The sequence below is a fragment of the Catellatospora chokoriensis genome, assembly GCF_011297315.1.
In the GTDB taxonomy this organism is placed as follows: domain Bacteria; phylum Actinomycetota; class Actinomycetes; order Mycobacteriales; family Micromonosporaceae; genus Catellatospora; species Catellatospora citrea.
The window spans coordinates 251856-269566 of record NZ_JAAOTI010000003.1; the positions used below are offsets into that span (position 1 = coordinate 251856).

Genomic DNA, 17711 nt, shown 5'->3' on the forward strand with positions numbered 1-17711 from the left:
GTCATGGCCGGGCAGCGGTGACGCGTCCCAGGATGCGTGGCAGCGCTCCGCCGGGCGGCGCCCAGACCTGCCGGTCGGCGTACGACCAGGCGTAGGTGGGGTTGCCGTCGCGGACGAGGTCGCACAGCCCCGGCAGGTCCAGCTCCCCGGCCGACCAGTCGTACAGCAGCTGCAGCCGGGGCTGGATCACACCGTAGTCGAGCATCCGCCCCAGGTGGTGCTCCTGGGCGAGATAGCCCCGCAGCTCCGCCGCGAGCGGGTAGCGGTCGGGCAGGACGCGGCCGAGGGACAGGAACACCCCGGTCATGCCCAACCGCGGGTCCCCGAGGAACCGGCCCAGCACGGCCAGCCTGCCCAGGGCCAGCTTCGGTGCGGCGACCAGCGCGTGCGCGTACAGCACCCGGAGCAGCACGACGTTGAGGAAGAACCGCTCCGGCATCGACTCCCGCTCGGCGAGATCCCGGTTGTCCAGGTATCCGCTGACGATGCTCGCGTTGTGGGCTCGGTACCAGTTGCGGGCCGTCGGCCGGTCGACGAACGCGGTCCACAGGCCGACGGCCGGCGACGAAGGCCGGCCCGGCATGCCGCCTGAGCGGGCCATCGCCTCGCAGCCGTCGCGCAGCAGCCGGTCGTTGACGGCCCGCCACCAGCGGCTGCCGGGCGGCCGGGCGGTCAGCGGGGCGAGCACCCCGCGGTCGGCCTGCCAGCGCATGAACGACATCGCGGCCCGCCGGAACGGCAGGTGTCGCGGAGCTCGGCCGTAGGGCCCGCGGTAGGTGCGGGCCAGCAGCGCGATGCGCTGCCGTGGGCTGTCCGCCACCGCCGCGACCTGGGCAACGGCCCACTGCGCGGCGGAGGTCGGCGGGCGCTCCGGCGGCGCGGCGGCCGGCGCCCCACCCCGCGGCTCACGACGGCCTGGGAGCACGCCGGTCCCTGCGCTGGGCCAGCTCCTCCTCGTCCACCAGGACGAGCATCGGCTGGTCCGGTGCGCACAGCATCGTCACGGTGAACCGCACCGGCGTGTCGTCGCGGTTGTTGCCGTCCTGGTAGTGGATGACGTCGCCGCCCGGTTCCCAGAACACCTCGCCGGCGCGTACCACCCGCTCAGGCTCTCCTTCCAGCTCGAACACCATCTCGCCCTCGAGCACGTAGCCGAACGCCGGGCCGGAATGCCGGTGTGGCGGTGTGCCGGGACTTCCCGGCGGATATTCGACGACGATGGTCATCGCGTGCGCGCCCGCCGGGATGAACGGCGGAACCGCCTCCTGCAGCATGGTGAACGCCGTCGAATCGATGTCTGCCATGGGATGCCTCCTGAACAGATCGTGGTGGACGTCTGCCGCTCGGGTGACTCGCCCGACCGGGCCGAGACACAGTCACGCCGTGGCGACGCCGTCGAAGCTGAGCGTGAGCAGGTCGGCCATGCCGAAGCTCGGCCCGGCCGCGGGCAGGCTCGGCTGCCAATCCGGTTCCAGGCTCAGGTAGCTCACCGCGTCGGCGCGTTGCAGGCCGATGAGGACCTCGGCGACGATGCGGCCGCCGACCGGGCCGAGCCGGTCGCCGTCGCCACGGTGCTCGGCCTCCTTGAGGATGTAGAACCACAGCGGGGTGCCCTGCGGCCAGCTCTGCTCCAGCTCGTCGGCGGTCAGCGGGTCCACGCCCAGCAGCCGGGCGACCGCCTCGCCGCTGGGCAGCGCCGTGGTGTCGCCGCGCAGCAGGTCACGGACCGCCAGGGAGCGGTAGGCGGCGTCGTCGACCGCGCCGGTGACCTGTTCGGGCAGGCCGATGAGGCTGGCGGCGAGCCGCCCGTCGAGGCGTTTGGCCCGCTGCGCGGGCGGGCGGCCGGGCAGGTCGAAGACCTGTGCGAGGTCGAGGCGGCGATCGGCGGGCACCGGGCCGAACCCGACCAGGTCGGGAAAGAGCGGCACCGCGGGGCCGCCGGCGACGAGCCGGTAGGTGTGCCTGATCTGGCCGTGCCCGTAGCGGAACGCGGCGTCGGCGAACTCCAGCGGGATGTACGCCTGTCCGGTCGGCGGCGCGAACCACCGGCCGCCTTCGGCCAGCACCTGCTCGACCAGGTCGGCTCCGACCAGGCGGGGCAGGAAGTCGTGCACGACGATCCACTGATAGTGCCAGGTGAGGGTGATGCGCGCCTTGTCGAACACGTCGGGCTCGGGCACGCCGGCCGCGCGGAGCAGGTCGACGATGCGGTTGTGCGCGCGCAGCAACGCGATGTGCAGTGTCAGCGCGAACAGGTGCGAGTCGTTGCGGGGGTCGCCGATCAGCGCGACGCCCTGGGCGTTGCGCTGCACGTCGCCGCCGTCCGGCCCGAGCAGGAACTTGGCCGCGTCGTGCAGGTCGTACAGATACGGCGAGCCGACCGGGCCGTCGGAGTAGAGCATCTCCAGGTTGAGCTTGGGGGCGCGGGCGTTGCGCAGCGCCTCCGGATCGACCCCGCCCATGATCGGTGAGCGGTCGGCGGTGATGTCGTGGGCGATGAGCTGGCCGAAGAAGGGCCAGCCGGCGGCTTCGCCGGCGTCGTCGCGGCCGGGACCGAGCCGGTCCAGGGCCGCGGTGGCGTCGCAGACCCCGCCGTCGACGCCCGCGCGCATCAGCAGCTGGGGGTCGGTGCCCAGCGGGGCGAGGCCCGGGAACATGCGCCCGTAGCGCGCCGCCCCGGTGGGCCGGTCGACGGCGCGGGCCATGCTGAGGCAGTGGTCGCGGGCGGCCACCCGGCTGCCGTGCGGGTGTGCGGCTGTGCTGCTCACCTGCCGAGCGTATGCCCGGGTGGGGCCCGGTTCGGACCGGTTGCGCAGATGCTCCGCCGTCATGCCGACCTCCCACGGCCCGGCTCGCGACCGGTGTCGTCGGGTCGGGAGCCGTCCTCCAGTGCCTCCACCGCACCGAGCAGGTTGCGGAGGCCGACCTCCTCGCTCTGGGCGTACGCCGGATCGAACATCCACTCGTCCATGGGCATCTCGGCCGCCTCCTCCTCGGACGGGCTGGACTCGGCCACGGTCAGCTCGGCTTTGACTTCGGCCTCGAGGTCGTGCAGAAATGCGTTGTCGCCGGTCGGGGTGCTCATCTGTGTCCTCCGTCGGGTGCGTGATCGTCGGCCCGTCCGGGCGACGGCCACGCGGTTCGGCCTCACCCGCTGGCGCGTGCGCACGGGCGAGGCGTTCGTCAGGTCAGGCCATGGGGCCGTGGTTCGGCCGGGTCACTTCGCGGGCGCGGTCCGGCCCGGCCAGTCGCGGTAACGGATCTCGCCGAGGACCGCGTCGGGGCCCGCGACCAGCGTCCGCTCCCCCAGCTCGGCCCCGAAGTAGTCGGCGTTCGCGTCGGCGACCACCTCCCGCGGATCGTCACGTTCGGCCAGGGCGTCGCGGAAGAACTCGTCCATCCGGACCTGCTCCGGGCCGGCGACCTCGACCATCGCGTTCAGCGGCGAGCCCACGACCACCCGGCCGAGGGCACGGGCGACGTCGTCGCCCGCGATGGGCTGGAAGAGCACCGGCGCGAAACGGACCGTGCCGCCGTCGGTCGCCGCGTCGGCCATGCTGCGTACGAACTCGAAGAACTGCGTCGCGTGCACGATCGAATAGGGGACCGTCGAGCTTTCGATCAGCTTCTCCTGGGCGCTCTTGGCCCGGAAGTAGCCGCTCTGCTGCAGCCGGTCGGTGCCCACCACGGACAGCGCCACGTGGTGTCCGACGCCGGCCGCCGCTTCCGCGGCGAGCAGGTTGCGGGTCGACGTCTCGAAGAACTCCATCACCGCGGCGGCCTCGAAGGAGGGCGAGTTCGACACGTCGACCACGACGTCCGCGCCGGCCAGGGCGTCGGCGAGCCCCTCGCCGGTGAGGGTGTTGACCCCTGTGTTCGGCGACGCCGCCACCGCCTCGTGGCCCTGCTCGCCGAGCCCGGCCACGAGCTTCGACCCGATCAGACCGGTGCCGCCGATCACCACGATCTTCATGATCAACCTCCTGAGCGTGGGGGCGGCCTGCGCCGGCCCTCCACCAGCTAAGACACGGCAGCCCCTCGGTCTGTGACAGTCCCGCGCGACATTCCTCGGCGTCGAGGTTCTGCGCGGTGTCGCAACTGCGCGTCAGTGCGCCTTGCTCACGTGGGCCGCACGGGCCGCGCCGTGGCGATCCTGGCGAGTTTGGCGGGGTTCATCACCCACATGACCTGCTCGATGCCGGCACTGTCGGCGCTGATCGCCACCAGCACGAAGGGGCTGCCGTCGCGTGAGGCCAGCACCGCGGGCCCGCCGTTGGCCTCGACCCAGGTGAGTTCCGCACCGGTCCAGAAGGTCGGCGCGAACGCCTTGACGAACTTCGCCACCGTCGTCCGGCCGGACACGGGGATCTTCGCCGCGCGGACCGCTCCGCCGCCGTCGGAGTAGCTGACGACGTCCGCCGCGAGGACCTCCTCCAGCGCGGAGAGGTCCCCTTTGCGGGCGGCCTTCAGGAAGGCCGTCAGCATCCGCCGCTGCTCGGTGGGGCGCACGGTTTCGCGCCCCTGGGTCGCGACGCGTTTGCGGGCGCGGCTGACCAGCTGGCGGGCGTTGTCCTCGGTCGCCTGGACGATGCCGGCGATCTGCTCATACGGGTAGTGGAAGGCCTCGCGGAGCACATACGCGGCGCGCTCGGTCGGCGTCAGCTTCTCCATCAGCACCAGGATCGCGAATTCGAGCGCCTCGCCGGTTTCTGCGCCCAAAGCCGGGTCTGCGCTGGTATCGACCGGTTCGGGCAACCACGGCCCGACGTAGGTCTCGCGGCGCGCGCGAGCGGACTGGAGCACGTTGATCGCGAGCCGCGTCGTCGTCGTGGCGAGGAACGCCGGCGGATCGCGCACGGTGTCACGGTCGTAGGTCTGCCACCGCAGCCACGCCTCCTGCACGATGTCCTCGGCCTCAGCCGCACTGCCGAGCATCCGGTAGGCGATCCCGAACAGCCTCGGCCGCAGGCTCGCGAACACAGAAGCCGCCTCTTCGAGCGCGGCCGCCGACGGGTCGTCCAGACGCGGCACAACCTCATGCTATCGATCTTCTCGCGGCCGGCGTCGCCCTTCGGGATGACCGGAGGGTACGGGCTCCGGCTGCTCGAGCAGAAGCTGGCGCGCGAGCACGCTCCGCTGGAGTTCGGGCTGCGGATCACCACCCTGGTCCGCGACACCATGGAGCAGGCCTGGGCCGACGCCGAGGCGAAGGTCGCGAAGATGGCCGACGGCCACGACCCGGTCGCCCGCGACCCGAGCTGGCGGGCGGCCGTCGGCCGGCGGCGGCTGCTCGACCTCGCCGCCCGCGGCGACGTGCTCGACGACAATCCGTACACCGCGCCCGGCCGGTTCGGCGGCGGCGGCGCGGGCACGACGTGGCTGGTCGGCTCGGCCGCGGACGTGGCGAGCGCGCTGCGCGAGTACCAGCAGCTCGGGGTCACCCACTTCGTGCTGTCCGACACGCGCCGTACCTGCCGGAGATCCGACGCCAGGGCGACCAGCTGCTGCCGCTGCCGCGCGGTTGACCGTCCTACTGCGCGGCGAGCGCGACCAGGTCGGCGTAGCGCACGATCTTCCCGCCGGCGGCCCAGGTGCCGTCGGGCTGCTCGTGGAGGAGCACCCAGACGCGCTGGGCATCGGCGTCGGTCAGCCCCGCCGCGTCCAGCACGGCGGTCGTGATCTCGGCGACCAGGCCGGCCTTGCGGCGCTCGGACAGCGCCCCCACCGGGACGGTGATCTCCACCCGGAACCGCGGGGCGTCGTCCTCGGCGGTGGTCTGCGCCCCGGCGGGCAGCTCGTGCAGGTAGGTCCAGGCCAGGCTGCGGAACAGGGCGTTGTCGGGTGCGCCCTCCCAGCGCAGCAGCACCGCGGCCAGGGTCTGCTGGATGCCGTCACGACCGGCGGGCGTCAGCGCGCCCACGGGAGCAGTCAGCTGGATCATCGGCACGAGCGGCTCCTCGGGGCGTACGACTCTGGGCGGCCATGGCCGGTGTGTCATGGCCACGCCGACCACCCTAGCCCCGTCGGGCACCCGGTCACGGGTTGAGTTTGGACCGCCAGTCCGCCGGAACCCGGCCGCACGGTCCCGGCACCGGCTGGTCGTCCGGGTGATGGGTGGGCGCTGCGAGCGCCGGCCCCTTCATGAACGATTCGGTGCGGTAGTCCCAGAACCAGTCCTCGCCCGGTTCGAAGCTGCGGATGACCGCGTGCCCGGTCGCCGTGGCGTGCGCCGTCGCGTGCTGGGCCGGGGAGTTGTCGCAGCATCCGATGTGACCGCACGCGGCACACCGCCGCAGGTGCAGCCACCAGCCGTCGGCCTGCCCGCATTCCACGCATCCCGGGCCGCTGGGCGGCACGTTCGGGTCGATGACTGACTCGTCGTATTTCATGCGTTGACCTACCCCACCACGGCGGCATCTGCGACCACCGCACCTCCAGGATGACAGGCTCGCCAGGTCCCCGCAGCCGGTCACCAGGTCAGGCGGCGGTCCTGCGCAGTTCGAGCCGCCAGCGCGGGGCTCCGCCGTCGGTGAGCAGTTGGTCGTCGACGATCGCCAAGCCGGTGGCGGCGAAGGCCTCCAGCTCGGGGCGGGTCAGCGGCCACGGTGGGCCGTCCGGGGTCGGGCCGTCGGTGTCGGCCACCGCGATCACGAGCAGGCGTCCGCCGGGTGCGACCAGGCGCGCCACGTTGGCGGTGGCGGTGGCCCGCAGCGTCCTCGGCAGGGCCTGCACCGTGTAGACCTCCACCACCAGGTCGAACGCGCCGAGCCACGCTGGTGGCAGGTCGAGCAGGTCGCCGACCGCATACTCCACGGTGGACTCGGGGAAGCGCTGCCGGGCCTGGGCGACCGCGGTCGGGGCGATGTCGAAGGCCAGCGTGTCGTAGCCCAGGCTGGAGATCAGCTCGGCGTTCTCCCCCAGACCGGCGCCGACCACCACGGCCCGCCGCCCGGTGACCCGCGCCTGGCCTGCGGCCCAGTCGACGAGTTCACGGCGTGGACCGCCGTCCCAGGGCATCGGGGATCGGCCGGCGGCCGCGCCCGCGTACAGCTGCTCGAACCAGCCGGTGGGCCGGCCCGCGGCCAGGGCCCGCGCGGCGAGCCGGTCGGCCTGCTGTGCCCAGCCGCCCGAGGTGAGGTGCAGGATCGCCGGCACGACCACGTCCCAGGTGGCCGGGGGCGGCGCCTCGTGGCCCATGCCGGGCAGGATCAGCCGGGTGGCGTCCGGGATCTCGCGGGCCAGCGCCTCCCCGTGGCCGGGCGGGAACAGCGGATCCCGCTCGCCGTGGATCACCAGGGTCGGCACGCGCAGGGTGCCCAGCCGCTCGCGCCATCCCGCACCGCCCTGGTCGAGGTGATCGTGGTTGCTGAGGTTGGCCTCGGTGTCGCCGCCCCGGTCGACCATGCGGGCGAACATCGCCCGGGCGGCCGGCTCGTCGATCGGCCCAGGCACCAGCGCGTGCTGGAATCCCATCAGGTAATCGATGACGGCGGTCCGGTCGGACCAGTCGGGCGGGGTGCTCTCACCGAGGTATGTGCGCAGCTCGTCCGCCATCGGCGGCAGGTCGTCGGCCGGGCCGCTGCTGGTGGCGATCAGGGTCAGCGACGCGACCCGGTCCGGGTGGTCGAGTGCGAGCAGCTGGGCGATGGCGCCGCCCATGGAGACGCCGACCAGGTGGGCCTGCCCGATCCCGAGTGCGTCGAGCAGCGCGATCGCGTCGTCCTGCAGGGCCTGCGCGGGGTAGCCCGGCTTGCCCGCCGGCCAGGTCGTCGAGGCGCCGGTGTCGCGGTGGTCGTAGCGGATGACGAACCGCGGCCCGGCCGCCAGTGCCGCGCAGAAGGCCGGGTCCCAGCCGTCCATCGAGCTGTTCGCCCCGGCGATCAGCAGCAGCGCCGGGTGGCCGGGCTCGCCGAACGTCTCGACGCCGAGGTCGGCTCCGTGCACGTGGACCAGTTCCATCCGCTCAACCTAACGCGCGGGTCCGACGGTGACGGTGGGCGCGGGGCGCGTCCCTTGTGGAGCACGCGGTCAGCTGTCCAGGTCGGCGAAGAGGACCTTCGCGGCGTCCTCCCAGTCCTGGACGAGGTCGTTGGTCTGCGGGGCGCGCAGCCACTGGATCTGCAGGCCGTCCATCATGGCCACGAGCTGGCGGGCCAGCGCGTGCGGCGTGGCGGTGACGTCCTTGGCGAGCGCGGTGAAGGTGGCCAGGATGTGCTCCTGGCGGGCGGCGAAGTAGTCGTGCGCGGGGTGGCTGGGCGCGAGCGACTCGGCTTCCAGGACGGCGAACAGCCGTACGATCTCGGGCTGGCCGGCGTTGCGGCGCACCAGCGCGGCGCACATCTGCCGCAAGCCCACGCCAGGCGGCAGTGCGCCGCCGGTCCACGGGGCGGCGAGGTCGTCGACGCCGAGCAGCGAGGCCAGCGACCGGGCGTCCTCGGCGTCGCGATGCTCCAGCACCGCGACGAGCAGGCCGTCCTTGGAGCCGACGTGGTGCAGCAGCCCGGGGACGGTCAGCCCGCAGCGGTCGGCGACGTCCTGCATCGACAGGCCCCAGAAGCCGCGCTCGGCGATCAGCTGGGCGGTCGCCTCCATGATCTGGCGGCGGCGCTCCGCCGCGGGCAGGCGGGCACGGTCCCGCCGGTACGCCGGCCCGGTCATGGCCCCGCCACCTCTCACTGAACAACCTCTTGCCGCGGCGCGGCACAGGCCCTATGTTACAGCCCAGTTACTACCTACTAGGTGCTAGGTAAGGGCCCGATGACGACGAAGTCACCCGCTCCACCCGTTCTGACGGAGACCGCGCCGGTCAGACCCGCTCTGACCGGGCCACTACGGCGGCTGCTGGTCTGGACGTTCCCCGCCAACATCGGCATGTACCTGCTGTGGGGCGCGATCCCGGGCATCCTGCTGCCGCTGCAGGTGGCGGCGATCGACGAGGACGCGAAGGCGGCCAACCTCGCCGTCGTCGCCACCATCGGCGCGCTCGCCGCGATGCTGGCCCAGCCGCTGGCCGGCGCGATCTCCGACCGCACCCGCTCACGCTTCGGGCGGCGGGGACCCTGGATCGTCGGCGGCGCGCTCACCGGCGGCCTGGCGCTGCTCGGCCTCGCCTCGGCGAACACCCTCGTGCAGATCACCATCGCCTGGACCATCACCCAGATCGCGTACAACTTCGCGCAGGGTCCGCTGGCCGCGGTCCTGCCCGACCGGGTGCCACCGGCCAGCCGTGGTGTCTTCTCCGCGGTGACCGGCACCGGCCTCATGCTCGGCGCGCTCGGCGGCCAGGTCGTCGCCACCCGGTTCGCCGACGACCTGCCCGCCGGCTATCTGACCTTCGCCGGCCTGGCGCTGGTGGCGCTGACCCTGTTCGTGGTCTGCAACCCGGACCGGGACAACCGCGCCACGCCCCGGCGGCCGTTCTCGCTGCGCGCGGTCGTCGACAGCTACTGGTTCGACCCGCGCCGCCACCCCGACCTCGGCTGGGCGTTCCTCGGCCGGCTGCTGCTCTACCTCGGCTACTTCATCGTGGTCAACTACCAGCTCTACATCCTGCAGGGCCGGGTCGGGCTCGGCGCGGCGGCGATCGACTACGTGCCGGTGGTCGGCGTGGCGTCGCTGGGCGGCACCGTGCTGGCCACGGTCGTGTCCGGACCGCTGTCCGACCGGCTCGGCCGCCGCCGGATCTTCGTGTACGCCGCCGCGGCCATGCTCGCCACCGCCCTGCTGCTGCCGTGGATCTGGCCGACCAAGCCCGGCATGCTCGCCTTCGCGCTGCTGTCCGGCCTCGGCTTCGGCGTCTTCCAGGCCGTCGACACCGCGCTGATCACCGAGGTGCTGCCCGCCGAGCAGGACTTCGGCAAGGACGTCGGCGTCGTCAACATCGCCGCCACGCTGCCCCAGGTCCTCGCCCCGGCCGCCGCCGGCGCGATCGTCGCCGCCGCGGGCTACGCCCCGCTGTTCCCGGTCGGCATCGCACTGGTGCTGCTCGGCGGCCTCGCCGTCGTGCCGATCAAGTCCGTCCGCTGACCCCCGCCACCCCAGGAAGGACCCACATGACCACCGACGCAGGATCACCCCCGCTCACCACCGCCCAGCAGGCGGCGCTCACCAGCGGCGGCGGCTTCTGGCACACCACCGCCGTCGCCGACCTGCCGCAGATCATGCTGACCGACGGACCGCACGGCGTGCGCAAGCAGGTCACCGGCGCCGACCACGGCGGTCTGCTGGACAGCGAGCCCGCGACCTGCTTCCCGCCCGCGGTGGCCCTGGGCTCCAGCTGGGACCCCGAGCTGGTCCGCTGCGTCGGCGAGGCGCTCGGCGACGAGTCCCGCGCCATGGGCGTGTCGGTGCTGCTCGGTCCCGGCATCAACCTCAAGCGCAGCCCGCTGGGCGGGCGCAACTTCGAGTACTACGCCGAGGACCCCCTGCTCACCGGCGTGCTCGCCACCGAGTGGGTACGCGGCCTGCAGAGCCGCGGCGTCGGCGCGTCACTCAAGCACTTCGCGGTCAACAGCCAGGAGACCGACCGGATGCGGGTCAGCGCCGACGTCGACGAGCGCAGCCTGCGGGAGATGTACCTGCGCGCCTTCCAGCGGGTCGTGCAGCAGGCCCAGCCGTGGACCGTCATGTGCTCCTACAACCGCATCAACGGCGTGCACGCCTCACAGGACCCGTGGCTGCTCACGCGGGTGCTGCGCGACGAGTGGGGCTTCGCGGGCCTGGTCGTGTCCGACTGGGGCGCGGTCGTGGACCGCGTCGCCGCCGTACGCGCCGGACTCGACCTGACCATGCCCGGCCCTGACGACACCGGTGACGAAGCGCTGGTACGGGCCGTCGCCGACGGCACGCTCGACCCGGTCGCGCTGGACACCTCGGCCGCACGGGTGCGGGCCCTGGTCGAGCGGGCGGTCGCGGCGCTGGACCCGGCCGCGACCTACGACGCCGACGCCCACCACGCGCTGGCCCGCGAGGCAGCCGGACGCGGCATCGTGCTGCTCAAGAACGACGGCGACCTGCTGCCGCTGCCCCGCCACGACGTCACGATCGCCGTCCTCGGCGAGCACGCCCGCACCCCGCGCTTCCAGGGCGGCGGCAGCTCGCAGATGAACCCGACCCGGCTCGACGACGCGCTGACCGAGATCACCGCGCTGGCCGGCGGGCCGGTGCGGTTCGCGGCCGGCTACGCCCCCGACGGCACCGCCGACGAGCAGCTGGCCGCCGAGGCCGTGGAGTGTGCCCGGACCGCCGACGTCGCCGTGGTGTTCATCGGCACCGCCCAGGAGACCGAGGGCGCCGACCGGGAGAGCCTGGAACTGCCCGCCGCGCAGCTCGCACTCGTCGAGCGGGTGCTCGCCGCCAACCCACGCACCGTCGTGGTGCTGTCGCACGGCGCGGTCGTGCTCACCACGCCGTGGGACCGCGCGGTCCCGGCTCTAGTCGAGGGCTGGCTGCTCGGCCAGGCCGGTGGCGGGGCCATCGCCGACGTGCTGTTCGGCGTCGTCAACCCGTCCGGCCGGCTCACCGAGACGATCCCGCTGAAGCTGGCGCACCACCCGTCCCACCTGGACTTCCCCGGCGAGGCGAGCCACGTGCGCTACGGCGAGGGCATCCACGTCGGCTACCGCGGCTTCGACGCCCGCGAGCAGGAGGTCGCCTACCCGTTCGGCTTCGGCCTGTCCTACACCACCTTCGCGTACGGCGACGCCACCGCGACGGTCGTCGACGGCGGGATCGAGGTGCGCGTCCCGGTGACCAACACCGGCTCACGGGACGGGCGTGAGGTCGTCCAGGTGTACGCGAGCCTGCCGGGCTCCGCCGTACGCCGCGCCCCGCGCGAGCTGAAGGGCTTCGCCAACGTCGCCGTCGCGGCCGGACAGACCGCCGATGTGGTGATCCGGATCGCCCGTGACGACCTCGCCTGCTGGGACCCGCGCCTGCGCCGGTGGGCCGTGGAAGGCGGCGACTACCTGCTGTCCGTCGGCGCGTCGTCGCGTGACCTGCGCACCACGGTCACCGTGGCCGTGATCGGCGACGACACCCGGGTGCCGCTGTCGGCCGAGTCGACGCTCGGCGAGTGGCTGGCCGACCCGAAGGGCGGCCAGGTGCTCGGGCAGGCGTTCGCCGCGGCGGCCGCCCAGGGCGGTGGCGGACTCGCCGGCATGGCCGCCGACCCGCAGATCTTCACGTTCCTGAGCGGGGTGCCGCTGAACCGGATGGCGGCGTTCCCGGGCAGCCCGTTCACCGACGAGGCGGTCGCGCAGCTGGTCGCGGCGGCCAACTCCTGACCCCCGTACGTGCCGTCGGCGGGCCGCTCCCCGGCCCGTCGGCGGCACGCCCTCGGCTCAGCGCTCGTGCCTGCGCTGCACCGCACCCCAGATCAGCAGCACCACGACGGCTCCGATCACCGACCCGATCAGGCCGGACGGGCGCAGCGCCAGGCCGTCGCCGCTGAGCAGGCTGATCCCGAGCCCGCCGACGAACGAACCGATGAGCCCGGCCGCGACGGCCTGCGGCCAGCGCACGTCACGGAATCCGCCGCCGCGAACGATCAGCCAGGCCAGCCAGCCGACCAGGAAACCCCATACCAGAATCGCAAGAATCAGCACGTCGAGCACCCTTCGCGTCGGCAGGCGGCCAGGCTGAACACCGGTATTCAAGTGTCTCGTACTGTTTTGCGATGTTCGCCGGAATCCGGCAACGACCCGACACTTGCGGATGATCACTACACTCGGCGGCCAGGACGCGCGGGGAGGTGGTCCCGATGGACGGATCAGTGTCGGCTCGGCTGGCCAGGCGGATCGAACGGGACTTCGGCGAGGCCGCGCACACGGCGCTGGCGGTGCTCGCCACCCGTGATGCTCCACCCGACCCGGCAGAAGACGAAGCGGTGACGGCCACCGCCGTGCTCGCCGCGGCCGGGGACCTCGAAGCGCTCGCGGTGGCGGTGGCAGCCGATGGCCGCACCAGCGACCGGCTGCTCGACCTGCACCTGGGGCCGCAGGAACTGTTCACTGCCACGCTTCCTGGGCGCTGGCAGCTCATCCCGCCCGACAAGCAGGCCGCCATGGAGCGCCAGCTCGCCCGCGAGGTGACTCCCGGCCACCGCGCGCACGGCTTCGCCGCCGTCGCCCACGCGTGGTGCGCCAGCTGCGACGACACGTTCTACGTGCTCGACACGGACCCGTTGCGGTACGTGGTGGTGCACCTGGCGTACTCGCCGATCACCGAGACGCTGCCCTGGCCGATCAGCTGGGAGCTCACGCCGCCGTTCGCGAAGGCGTTCGCCGAGTTCTACCACTACTGAGGAGGCGCCGATGCGCAAGCAGACCCTGACCGACGTCCGAGCGCCGGGCAGCTGGCGAGCCGCATGGGCGACGGTCCACGACGACGGACGGTTGACCGTCGAGGGGCAGAGTTTGAGCCGCGGTGCCGACTTCTTCGAGTACGAGTGGGCCTTCACCATCGCACCGGCAGACATCGCTGCTCTGGTCACAGCCCTCGGCGGCTCGGCCGGCGACGACCCGCTGGCGCTGCTGGCGACCCTGTACGAGGGCGAGGCCCGAGTCGACCTCCGCCGCCTGCTCGACCGCAACGGCGTACGGTTCGGCTTCTGGAGCCGCGTCGGCGACTGACGTTGACGGACCCGGCCCGGCTCGAACGGGCGGCCTCCCTCTCCAACTGCGGACGTGCCCGTACCGGATAGGCACGCCTAGGGCGGGTTGACCTGATCATAGGTCGACGTCGGGTGACCCGTGAAGCTATTTGCTGGTCCACGGCCTGATCAGCCGAACATCCCCGCCTCCACCGGGCTGTTAGGCTCGCCCCATGGTCGTGGTCCTCCGTGAGATCACTGACGACAACCGTGACTCGGTCCTTGAGCTGCATGTCTCACCCGGACAGGAGCGCTTCGTCTCCTCGGTGCGGGGTTCGCTGCGAGAAGCTGCCGAGTATCCGCACGCCAAGCCCTGGTATCGGGCGGTCTACGCGGACGGCGAGCCGGTCGGGTTCGTCATGCTGAGCTGGAATGTCGAGCCGCGGCCACCCGAGATCCACGGGCCGTGGTTCCTGTGGAAGCTGCTCGTCGACGAGCGGCACCAGGGCCGCGGCCACGGCTTCGAGGTCGTCCGGCAGATCGCGGAACTCGTGGCGGCTGAAGGCGCGACCGAACTGCTGACCAGTTACGTACCCGAGGACGGCGGCCCGGCCGGATTCTACGAGCGGCTCGGGTTCGTCCCGACCGGCGAGTCGGACCCGGACGGTGAGGTCCTCATGCGCCTCGCGCTGCCCTGGACACCCGCCGGTCGTCTGCCGGCGTGAACGAAGGCGCCGCCGCAAGCCGGGTGGCGCCTTCGTCGAGCTGAGTCCGCCGATCCTCGAACCCCGTCAGGTCGCCGGCAGGCAGGCTCCCGCTTCCGGCGCGGGCAGCCGGTGCTCCCGCAGCCCGACGCGGCCGTGCAGGCGGGACAGCCAGCGCGGGGCCCACCAGTTCCAGCGGCCGAGCAGGGTCATCGTGGCCGGCACGAGCAGGCAGCGCACCACGGTCGCGTCGATGAGCACGGCCACCGCCAGCCCCAGCCCGATCTGCTCGATGTTGCCGATCCGCGCCGCCGCGAAGCAGCCGAACACGATGACCATCAGCAGCGCGGCCGAGGTGATGACGCGCCCGGTGTGCTGCAGTCCCCGGCGCACGGCGGTGTCGGTGTCGACGTCCGCGTCGATGTACTCCTTGATCCGCGCAAGAAAGAAGACCTCGTAGTCCATGGACAGGCCGAAGGCGAACGCGAAGACCAGCACCACGACGAAGGGGTTGAGCGCGCCGACGGTCAGCGTGTCGAGCAGGCCGCTGGCGAAACCCTCGCCGAAGACCGCGGTGAGCACGCCGAAGGTGGCGCCGAGGGAGACCACGTTGGCCAGGATCGCTTTCACCGGCACCACCAGCGACCCGGTCATGGCGAACAGCAGGGCCACCATGGCCAGCAGCGTCACGCCGACCGCCCAGGGCAGGCCGTCGCCGAGGATGTCCATCAGGTCGCCGAGCATGGCCGCGTCGCCGGTCACCCACGACGGGCCGCCCGGCGGCCGGTCGGCGCGCATGGCCTGCACCAGGTCCTGCGCGGCTGGTCCCTGCGGATCGCCGTGCAGGTCGAACCCGATCGACGCCGCGCTCGGCGCGCCGGCCGGGCCGAGCGGCTGCACCGGCCGGATCGACGCGACGTTCGGATCACCCGCCCAGCGGTGGGCCCACTCCTGCAGGGCCTGCGGCTGGGTCCGGGCGACCACGGTGATGGCGGCGGCGGGCCTGCGGTCGAAGCGTTCGGTGAGGGTGTCGGCGACCCGCGCCGCTTCGATGCTGCGCGGCACACCGTCCAGGCTGGGCAGCCGCATCGCCGAATCGATCAGCGGAGCTCCGGCGGCGAGCAGTGCCGCCGTCGTGGCCAGGGCGACCAGCACGGGCCGGCGCTGGACGAGCCGGGAGAGCCGGTAGAAGAACCCGCTGTCGACGCTCGCGGCGCCGTCGGCCGCGGCCCGGCGCTGCCGGGCGGTCGGCCTGATCCACCGGCGCAGCAGCCCGATGAGGGCGGCGGCGAAGGTCAGCGACGCCACCATGGCGACCACGGCGATCGACACGCCCGCGACGCCCAGCGCGGTGAGCGTCGGCAGGTCGAACATGAGCAGGCCGCTGAGCGCGGCGGCCACGGTCAGCGCGCTGAACAGGGTGGCGCGGCCCGCGGTCGCCCAGGCTCGGGCGATCGCCGTCTCGGGCGGCCAGCCGTCCAGCAGCTCCTCGCGGTAGCGCGCGACGAGCAGCAGCCCGTAGTCGACGGCGAGGCCGAGCCCGAGCAGGCTCACCACGGTGACGCCGTCCTGGTCGACGCTGGTGAAGTAGGAGAAGCCGAGCATGACGCCCATGGCGGTGGCCACCGACACCACCGCGGTGAGCACGGGCAGCCCCGCCGCCACCAGACCGCCGAAGATCACGATGAGGACGAGCAGGGTCAACGGCAGCGAGACGTATTCGGCCCGGGCCAGGTCCTCCTTGACCGCGGTCCTGGTCTGGACGCTGAGCACCGGTGCGCCGCCGACCTCGACGCTCGCCCCCGGTGGCAGGTCGCCGCGCAGGTCGTGCAGGGCCTGCCCGACGTCGATCGCGGCCCGGTCGCGGCCGGGCCGGTCCAACGCCGTCAGCGTCACGGAGACGATGACCGCGCGACCGTCCGAAGAGGTCAGTTGCGCGGCGGCCGCGGGAGACGTGAAGGGATGATCGACCGATTTCACGCCGGGGATCTCCGCCAGGCGAGGCGAGGCGGCGAGAAGCGCCGCGCGGATCGCGGGGTCCGCCGGGTCGATGCCGTCCACGACACCGACGACCGTGCCCGCCGAGTCGCCGCCCTCGGCGATCACGTCGGCGGCGACGACCGACTCGACCCCTTGCGGCAACCTGTTGTCGGACAGGCGGCTGAACAGCGGGCCGACCGAGACGACTCCGGCGCCGACCGCCAGGGCCCAGGCCAGCAGCACCAGCGCCCAGTGCCGGAAGCACCAGCGTCCCACCCGTCCGATGACACTCGTCGGCATCCTGCTCCCATCACGGCACCGCTGGACCGCAACAGTCTCGCCTACTCCCCCGTTTCCCGCGGCCCCGCATGCGGTGGTCAACTGGTGGCGGCGCCGATCCAGCGTTGCAGGGTCGACGCGGCGGCACCGGTGTCGATCGCGTCGGCGCAGCGGAGGAGGGCGGCCGCGATCCGGTCGTCGAGGTCGCCGTCGCCGACCGTCGTCGCGCAGGCCGCCGCCGCGTTGAGCAGGACAGCGTCGCGCACCGGGCCGTGCTCGCCGCCGACCAGCGCGTGCACGACCGCGGCGTTCGCGGCGGCGTCACCGCCGCGCAGCGCCCCGGGCGCGGAGCGGGCGATGCCGAACCGCTGCGGGTCGAGCACCGTGTGCCGCACCTGCCCGTCGCGCACCTCCACGACCTGGGAGACGGTGCTCGTGGACAGCTTGTCCAGGCCGTCGTCCCCACGCACCACCAGCGCCTGGCAGCCACGGGCGGCCAGCACGTAGGCGAGCACCGCCACGAAGCGCGGGTCGGCGACCCCGACCAGCGCGTACGCGGGCCGCGCCGGATTGATCAGCGGGGCGAGCACGTTGAAGATCGTCGGTACGCCGAGTTCGCGTCGCACGGGCCCGGCGTGGCGCATCCCGGCGTGGAAGGCCGGGGCGAACAGGTAGGTGATGCCTGCCCGCTCGGCGACCTTCACGACCTGCGCGGGCGGCAGGTCCAGCGGGATGCCGAGGCGTTCGATGACGTCGCCGGAGCCGGCCGAGGTCGACGAGGCGGCCCGCCCGCCGTGCTTGACCACGGTGAGCCCGGTGGCGGCGACGACGATCGCGGCCATGGTGGAGATGTTGACCGCGCCGGTGCCGTCGCCGCCGGTGCCGACGATGTCCACGGCCGGGCCCGGCAGCGTGACGGGCACGGCATGGGCCAGCAGCGCGTCCGCGGCGCCGGCGACCTCGACGGCGGTCTCGCCCTTGGCGCGCAGCGCGACCAGGTACGCGGCCAGCTGCACCGGGGTGGCCTCACCACGCACGATCTGCGTCATCGCCCACGCGGACTCGGCGGCGGTGAGGTCGCCCCCGGCGAGCAGGGTGGTGAGAATCGTGGTCCAGGTGGTCATCGTCCGTCCTCGCCAGGTCGGGCCGACCGGTCG

General features: G+C 73.1%; 18 protein-coding genes and 1 pseudogene. 6 read left to right on the forward strand and 13 right to left on the reverse strand.

Annotated elements, in window-relative coordinates; translation table 11 throughout:
• Position 1: 1 nt before the first annotated feature.
• The 6 genes from HAV39_RS06130 to HAV39_RS06155 all read right to left on the reverse strand — a co-directional run bounded on the left by HAV39_RS06130 (position 2) and on the right by HAV39_RS06155 (position 5031).
• Positions 2–820, reverse strand: a complete 819-nt coding sequence (locus HAV39_RS06130; RefSeq protein WP_191838201.1) for a hypothetical protein — start codon at positions 818–820, stop codon at positions 2–4.
• A gap of 85 nt (positions 821–905) precedes the next feature.
• Entirely contained in the window at positions 906–1304 is a 399-nt protein-coding gene (locus tag HAV39_RS06135) for a cupin domain-containing protein (RefSeq protein WP_191838202.1), read from the reverse strand.
• 72 nt (positions 1305–1376) lie between these two features.
• Positions 1377–2768: a peroxidase family protein gene (locus HAV39_RS06140; protein WP_239120477.1), complete on the reverse strand. Its 1392-nt coding sequence runs from the start codon at positions 2766–2768 to the stop codon at positions 1377–1379.
• Positions 2769–2827: 59 nt separating this feature from the next.
• Entirely contained in the window at positions 2828–3085 is a 258-nt protein-coding gene (locus HAV39_RS06145; protein WP_191838204.1) for a hypothetical protein, read from the reverse strand.
• Between the two features lie 132 nt (positions 3086–3217).
• Positions 3218–3973 (reverse strand): SDR family oxidoreductase, encoded by a 756-nt coding sequence (locus tag HAV39_RS06150; RefSeq protein WP_191838205.1) that lies wholly within the window; start codon positions 3971–3973, stop codon positions 3218–3220.
• A 146-nt stretch (positions 3974–4119) separates the two neighbouring features.
• On the reverse strand, positions 4120–5031 hold the full coding sequence (locus HAV39_RS06155) for an RNA polymerase sigma-70 factor (RefSeq protein WP_191838206.1): 912 nt from the start codon (positions 5029–5031) through the stop codon (positions 4120–4122).
• Positions 5032–5178: 147 nt separating this feature from the next.
• Between HAV39_RS06155 and HAV39_RS06160 the strand changes: the two are divergent.
• Positions 5179–5385: pseudogene (locus HAV39_RS06160) on the forward strand (LLM class flavin-dependent oxidoreductase); the annotation flags it as partial.
• Between the two features lie 145 nt (positions 5386–5530).
• Here the strand turns inward: HAV39_RS06160 and HAV39_RS06165 are convergent.
• The 4 genes from HAV39_RS06165 to HAV39_RS06180 form a co-directional block, all read right to left on the reverse strand.
• The gene (locus tag HAV39_RS06165) at positions 5531–5941 is read right to left on the reverse strand and encodes a tautomerase family protein (RefSeq protein WP_239120490.1); all 411 of its coding nucleotides are present in this window, start codon (positions 5939–5941) and stop codon (positions 5531–5533) included.
• Positions 5942–6035: 94 nt separating this feature from the next.
• The gene (locus HAV39_RS06170; RefSeq protein WP_191838208.1) at positions 6036–6389 is read right to left on the reverse strand and encodes a UBP-type zinc finger domain-containing protein; all 354 of its coding nucleotides are present in this window, start codon (positions 6387–6389) and stop codon (positions 6036–6038) included.
• An 88-nt stretch (positions 6390–6477) separates the two neighbouring features.
• Positions 6478–7959, reverse strand: a complete 1482-nt coding sequence (locus HAV39_RS42550; RefSeq protein WP_239120476.1) for an alpha/beta fold hydrolase — start codon at positions 7957–7959, stop codon at positions 6478–6480.
• 69 nt (positions 7960–8028) lie between these two features.
• Positions 8029–8658, reverse strand: coding sequence for a TetR/AcrR family transcriptional regulator (locus tag HAV39_RS06180; RefSeq protein ID WP_191838209.1), 630 nt, complete (start codon positions 8656–8658; stop codon positions 8029–8031).
• 99 nt (positions 8659–8757) lie between these two features.
• Here HAV39_RS06180 and HAV39_RS06185 point away from each other — a divergent pair, with 99 nt between their 5' ends.
• Positions 8758–10026, forward strand: a complete 1269-nt coding sequence (locus tag HAV39_RS06185) for an MFS transporter (protein WP_191838210.1) — start codon at positions 8758–8760, stop codon at positions 10024–10026.
• 26 nt (positions 10027–10052) lie between these two features.
• Entirely contained in the window at positions 10053–12284 is a 2232-nt protein-coding gene (locus HAV39_RS06190) for a glycoside hydrolase family 3 C-terminal domain-containing protein (protein WP_191838211.1), read from the forward strand.
• A gap of 57 nt (positions 12285–12341) precedes the next feature.
• Here the strand turns inward: HAV39_RS06190 and HAV39_RS06195 are convergent, their stop codons facing one another.
• Positions 12342–12605, reverse strand: a complete 264-nt coding sequence (locus HAV39_RS06195; protein ID WP_120322477.1) for a GlsB/YeaQ/YmgE family stress response membrane protein — start codon at positions 12603–12605, stop codon at positions 12342–12344.
• A gap of 155 nt (positions 12606–12760) precedes the next feature.
• Between HAV39_RS06195 and HAV39_RS06200 the strand changes: the two genes are divergently transcribed.
• The 3 genes from HAV39_RS06200 (at position 12761) to HAV39_RS06210 (ending at position 14316) form a co-directional block, all read left to right on the forward strand.
• Complete coding sequence (locus HAV39_RS06200) at positions 12761–13303, forward strand: hypothetical protein (RefSeq protein WP_191838212.1); 543 nt, start codon at positions 12761–12763, stop codon at positions 13301–13303.
• 10 nt (positions 13304–13313) lie between these two features.
• Entirely contained in the window at positions 13314–13631 is a 318-nt protein-coding gene (locus HAV39_RS06205; protein WP_191838213.1) for a hypothetical protein, read from the forward strand.
• Between the two features lie 193 nt (positions 13632–13824).
• Complete coding sequence (locus HAV39_RS06210; protein ID WP_203736192.1) at positions 13825–14316, forward strand: GNAT family N-acetyltransferase; 492 nt, start codon at positions 13825–13827, stop codon at positions 14314–14316.
• A gap of 66 nt (positions 14317–14382) precedes the next feature.
• Here the strand turns inward: HAV39_RS06210 and HAV39_RS06215 are convergent, their stop codons facing one another.
• Both HAV39_RS06215 and trpD read right to left on the reverse strand, forming a co-directional pair.
• Positions 14383–16575: an MMPL family transporter gene (locus tag HAV39_RS06215; RefSeq protein ID WP_191838214.1), complete on the reverse strand. Its 2193-nt coding sequence runs from the start codon at positions 16573–16575 to the stop codon at positions 14383–14385.
• A gap of 77 nt (positions 16576–16652) precedes the next feature.
• Positions 16653–17678, reverse strand: a complete 1026-nt coding sequence (gene trpD, locus HAV39_RS06220; RefSeq protein ID WP_191838215.1) for an anthranilate phosphoribosyltransferase — start codon at positions 17676–17678, stop codon at positions 16653–16655.
• Between the last annotated feature and the right edge of the window lie 33 nt (positions 17679–17711).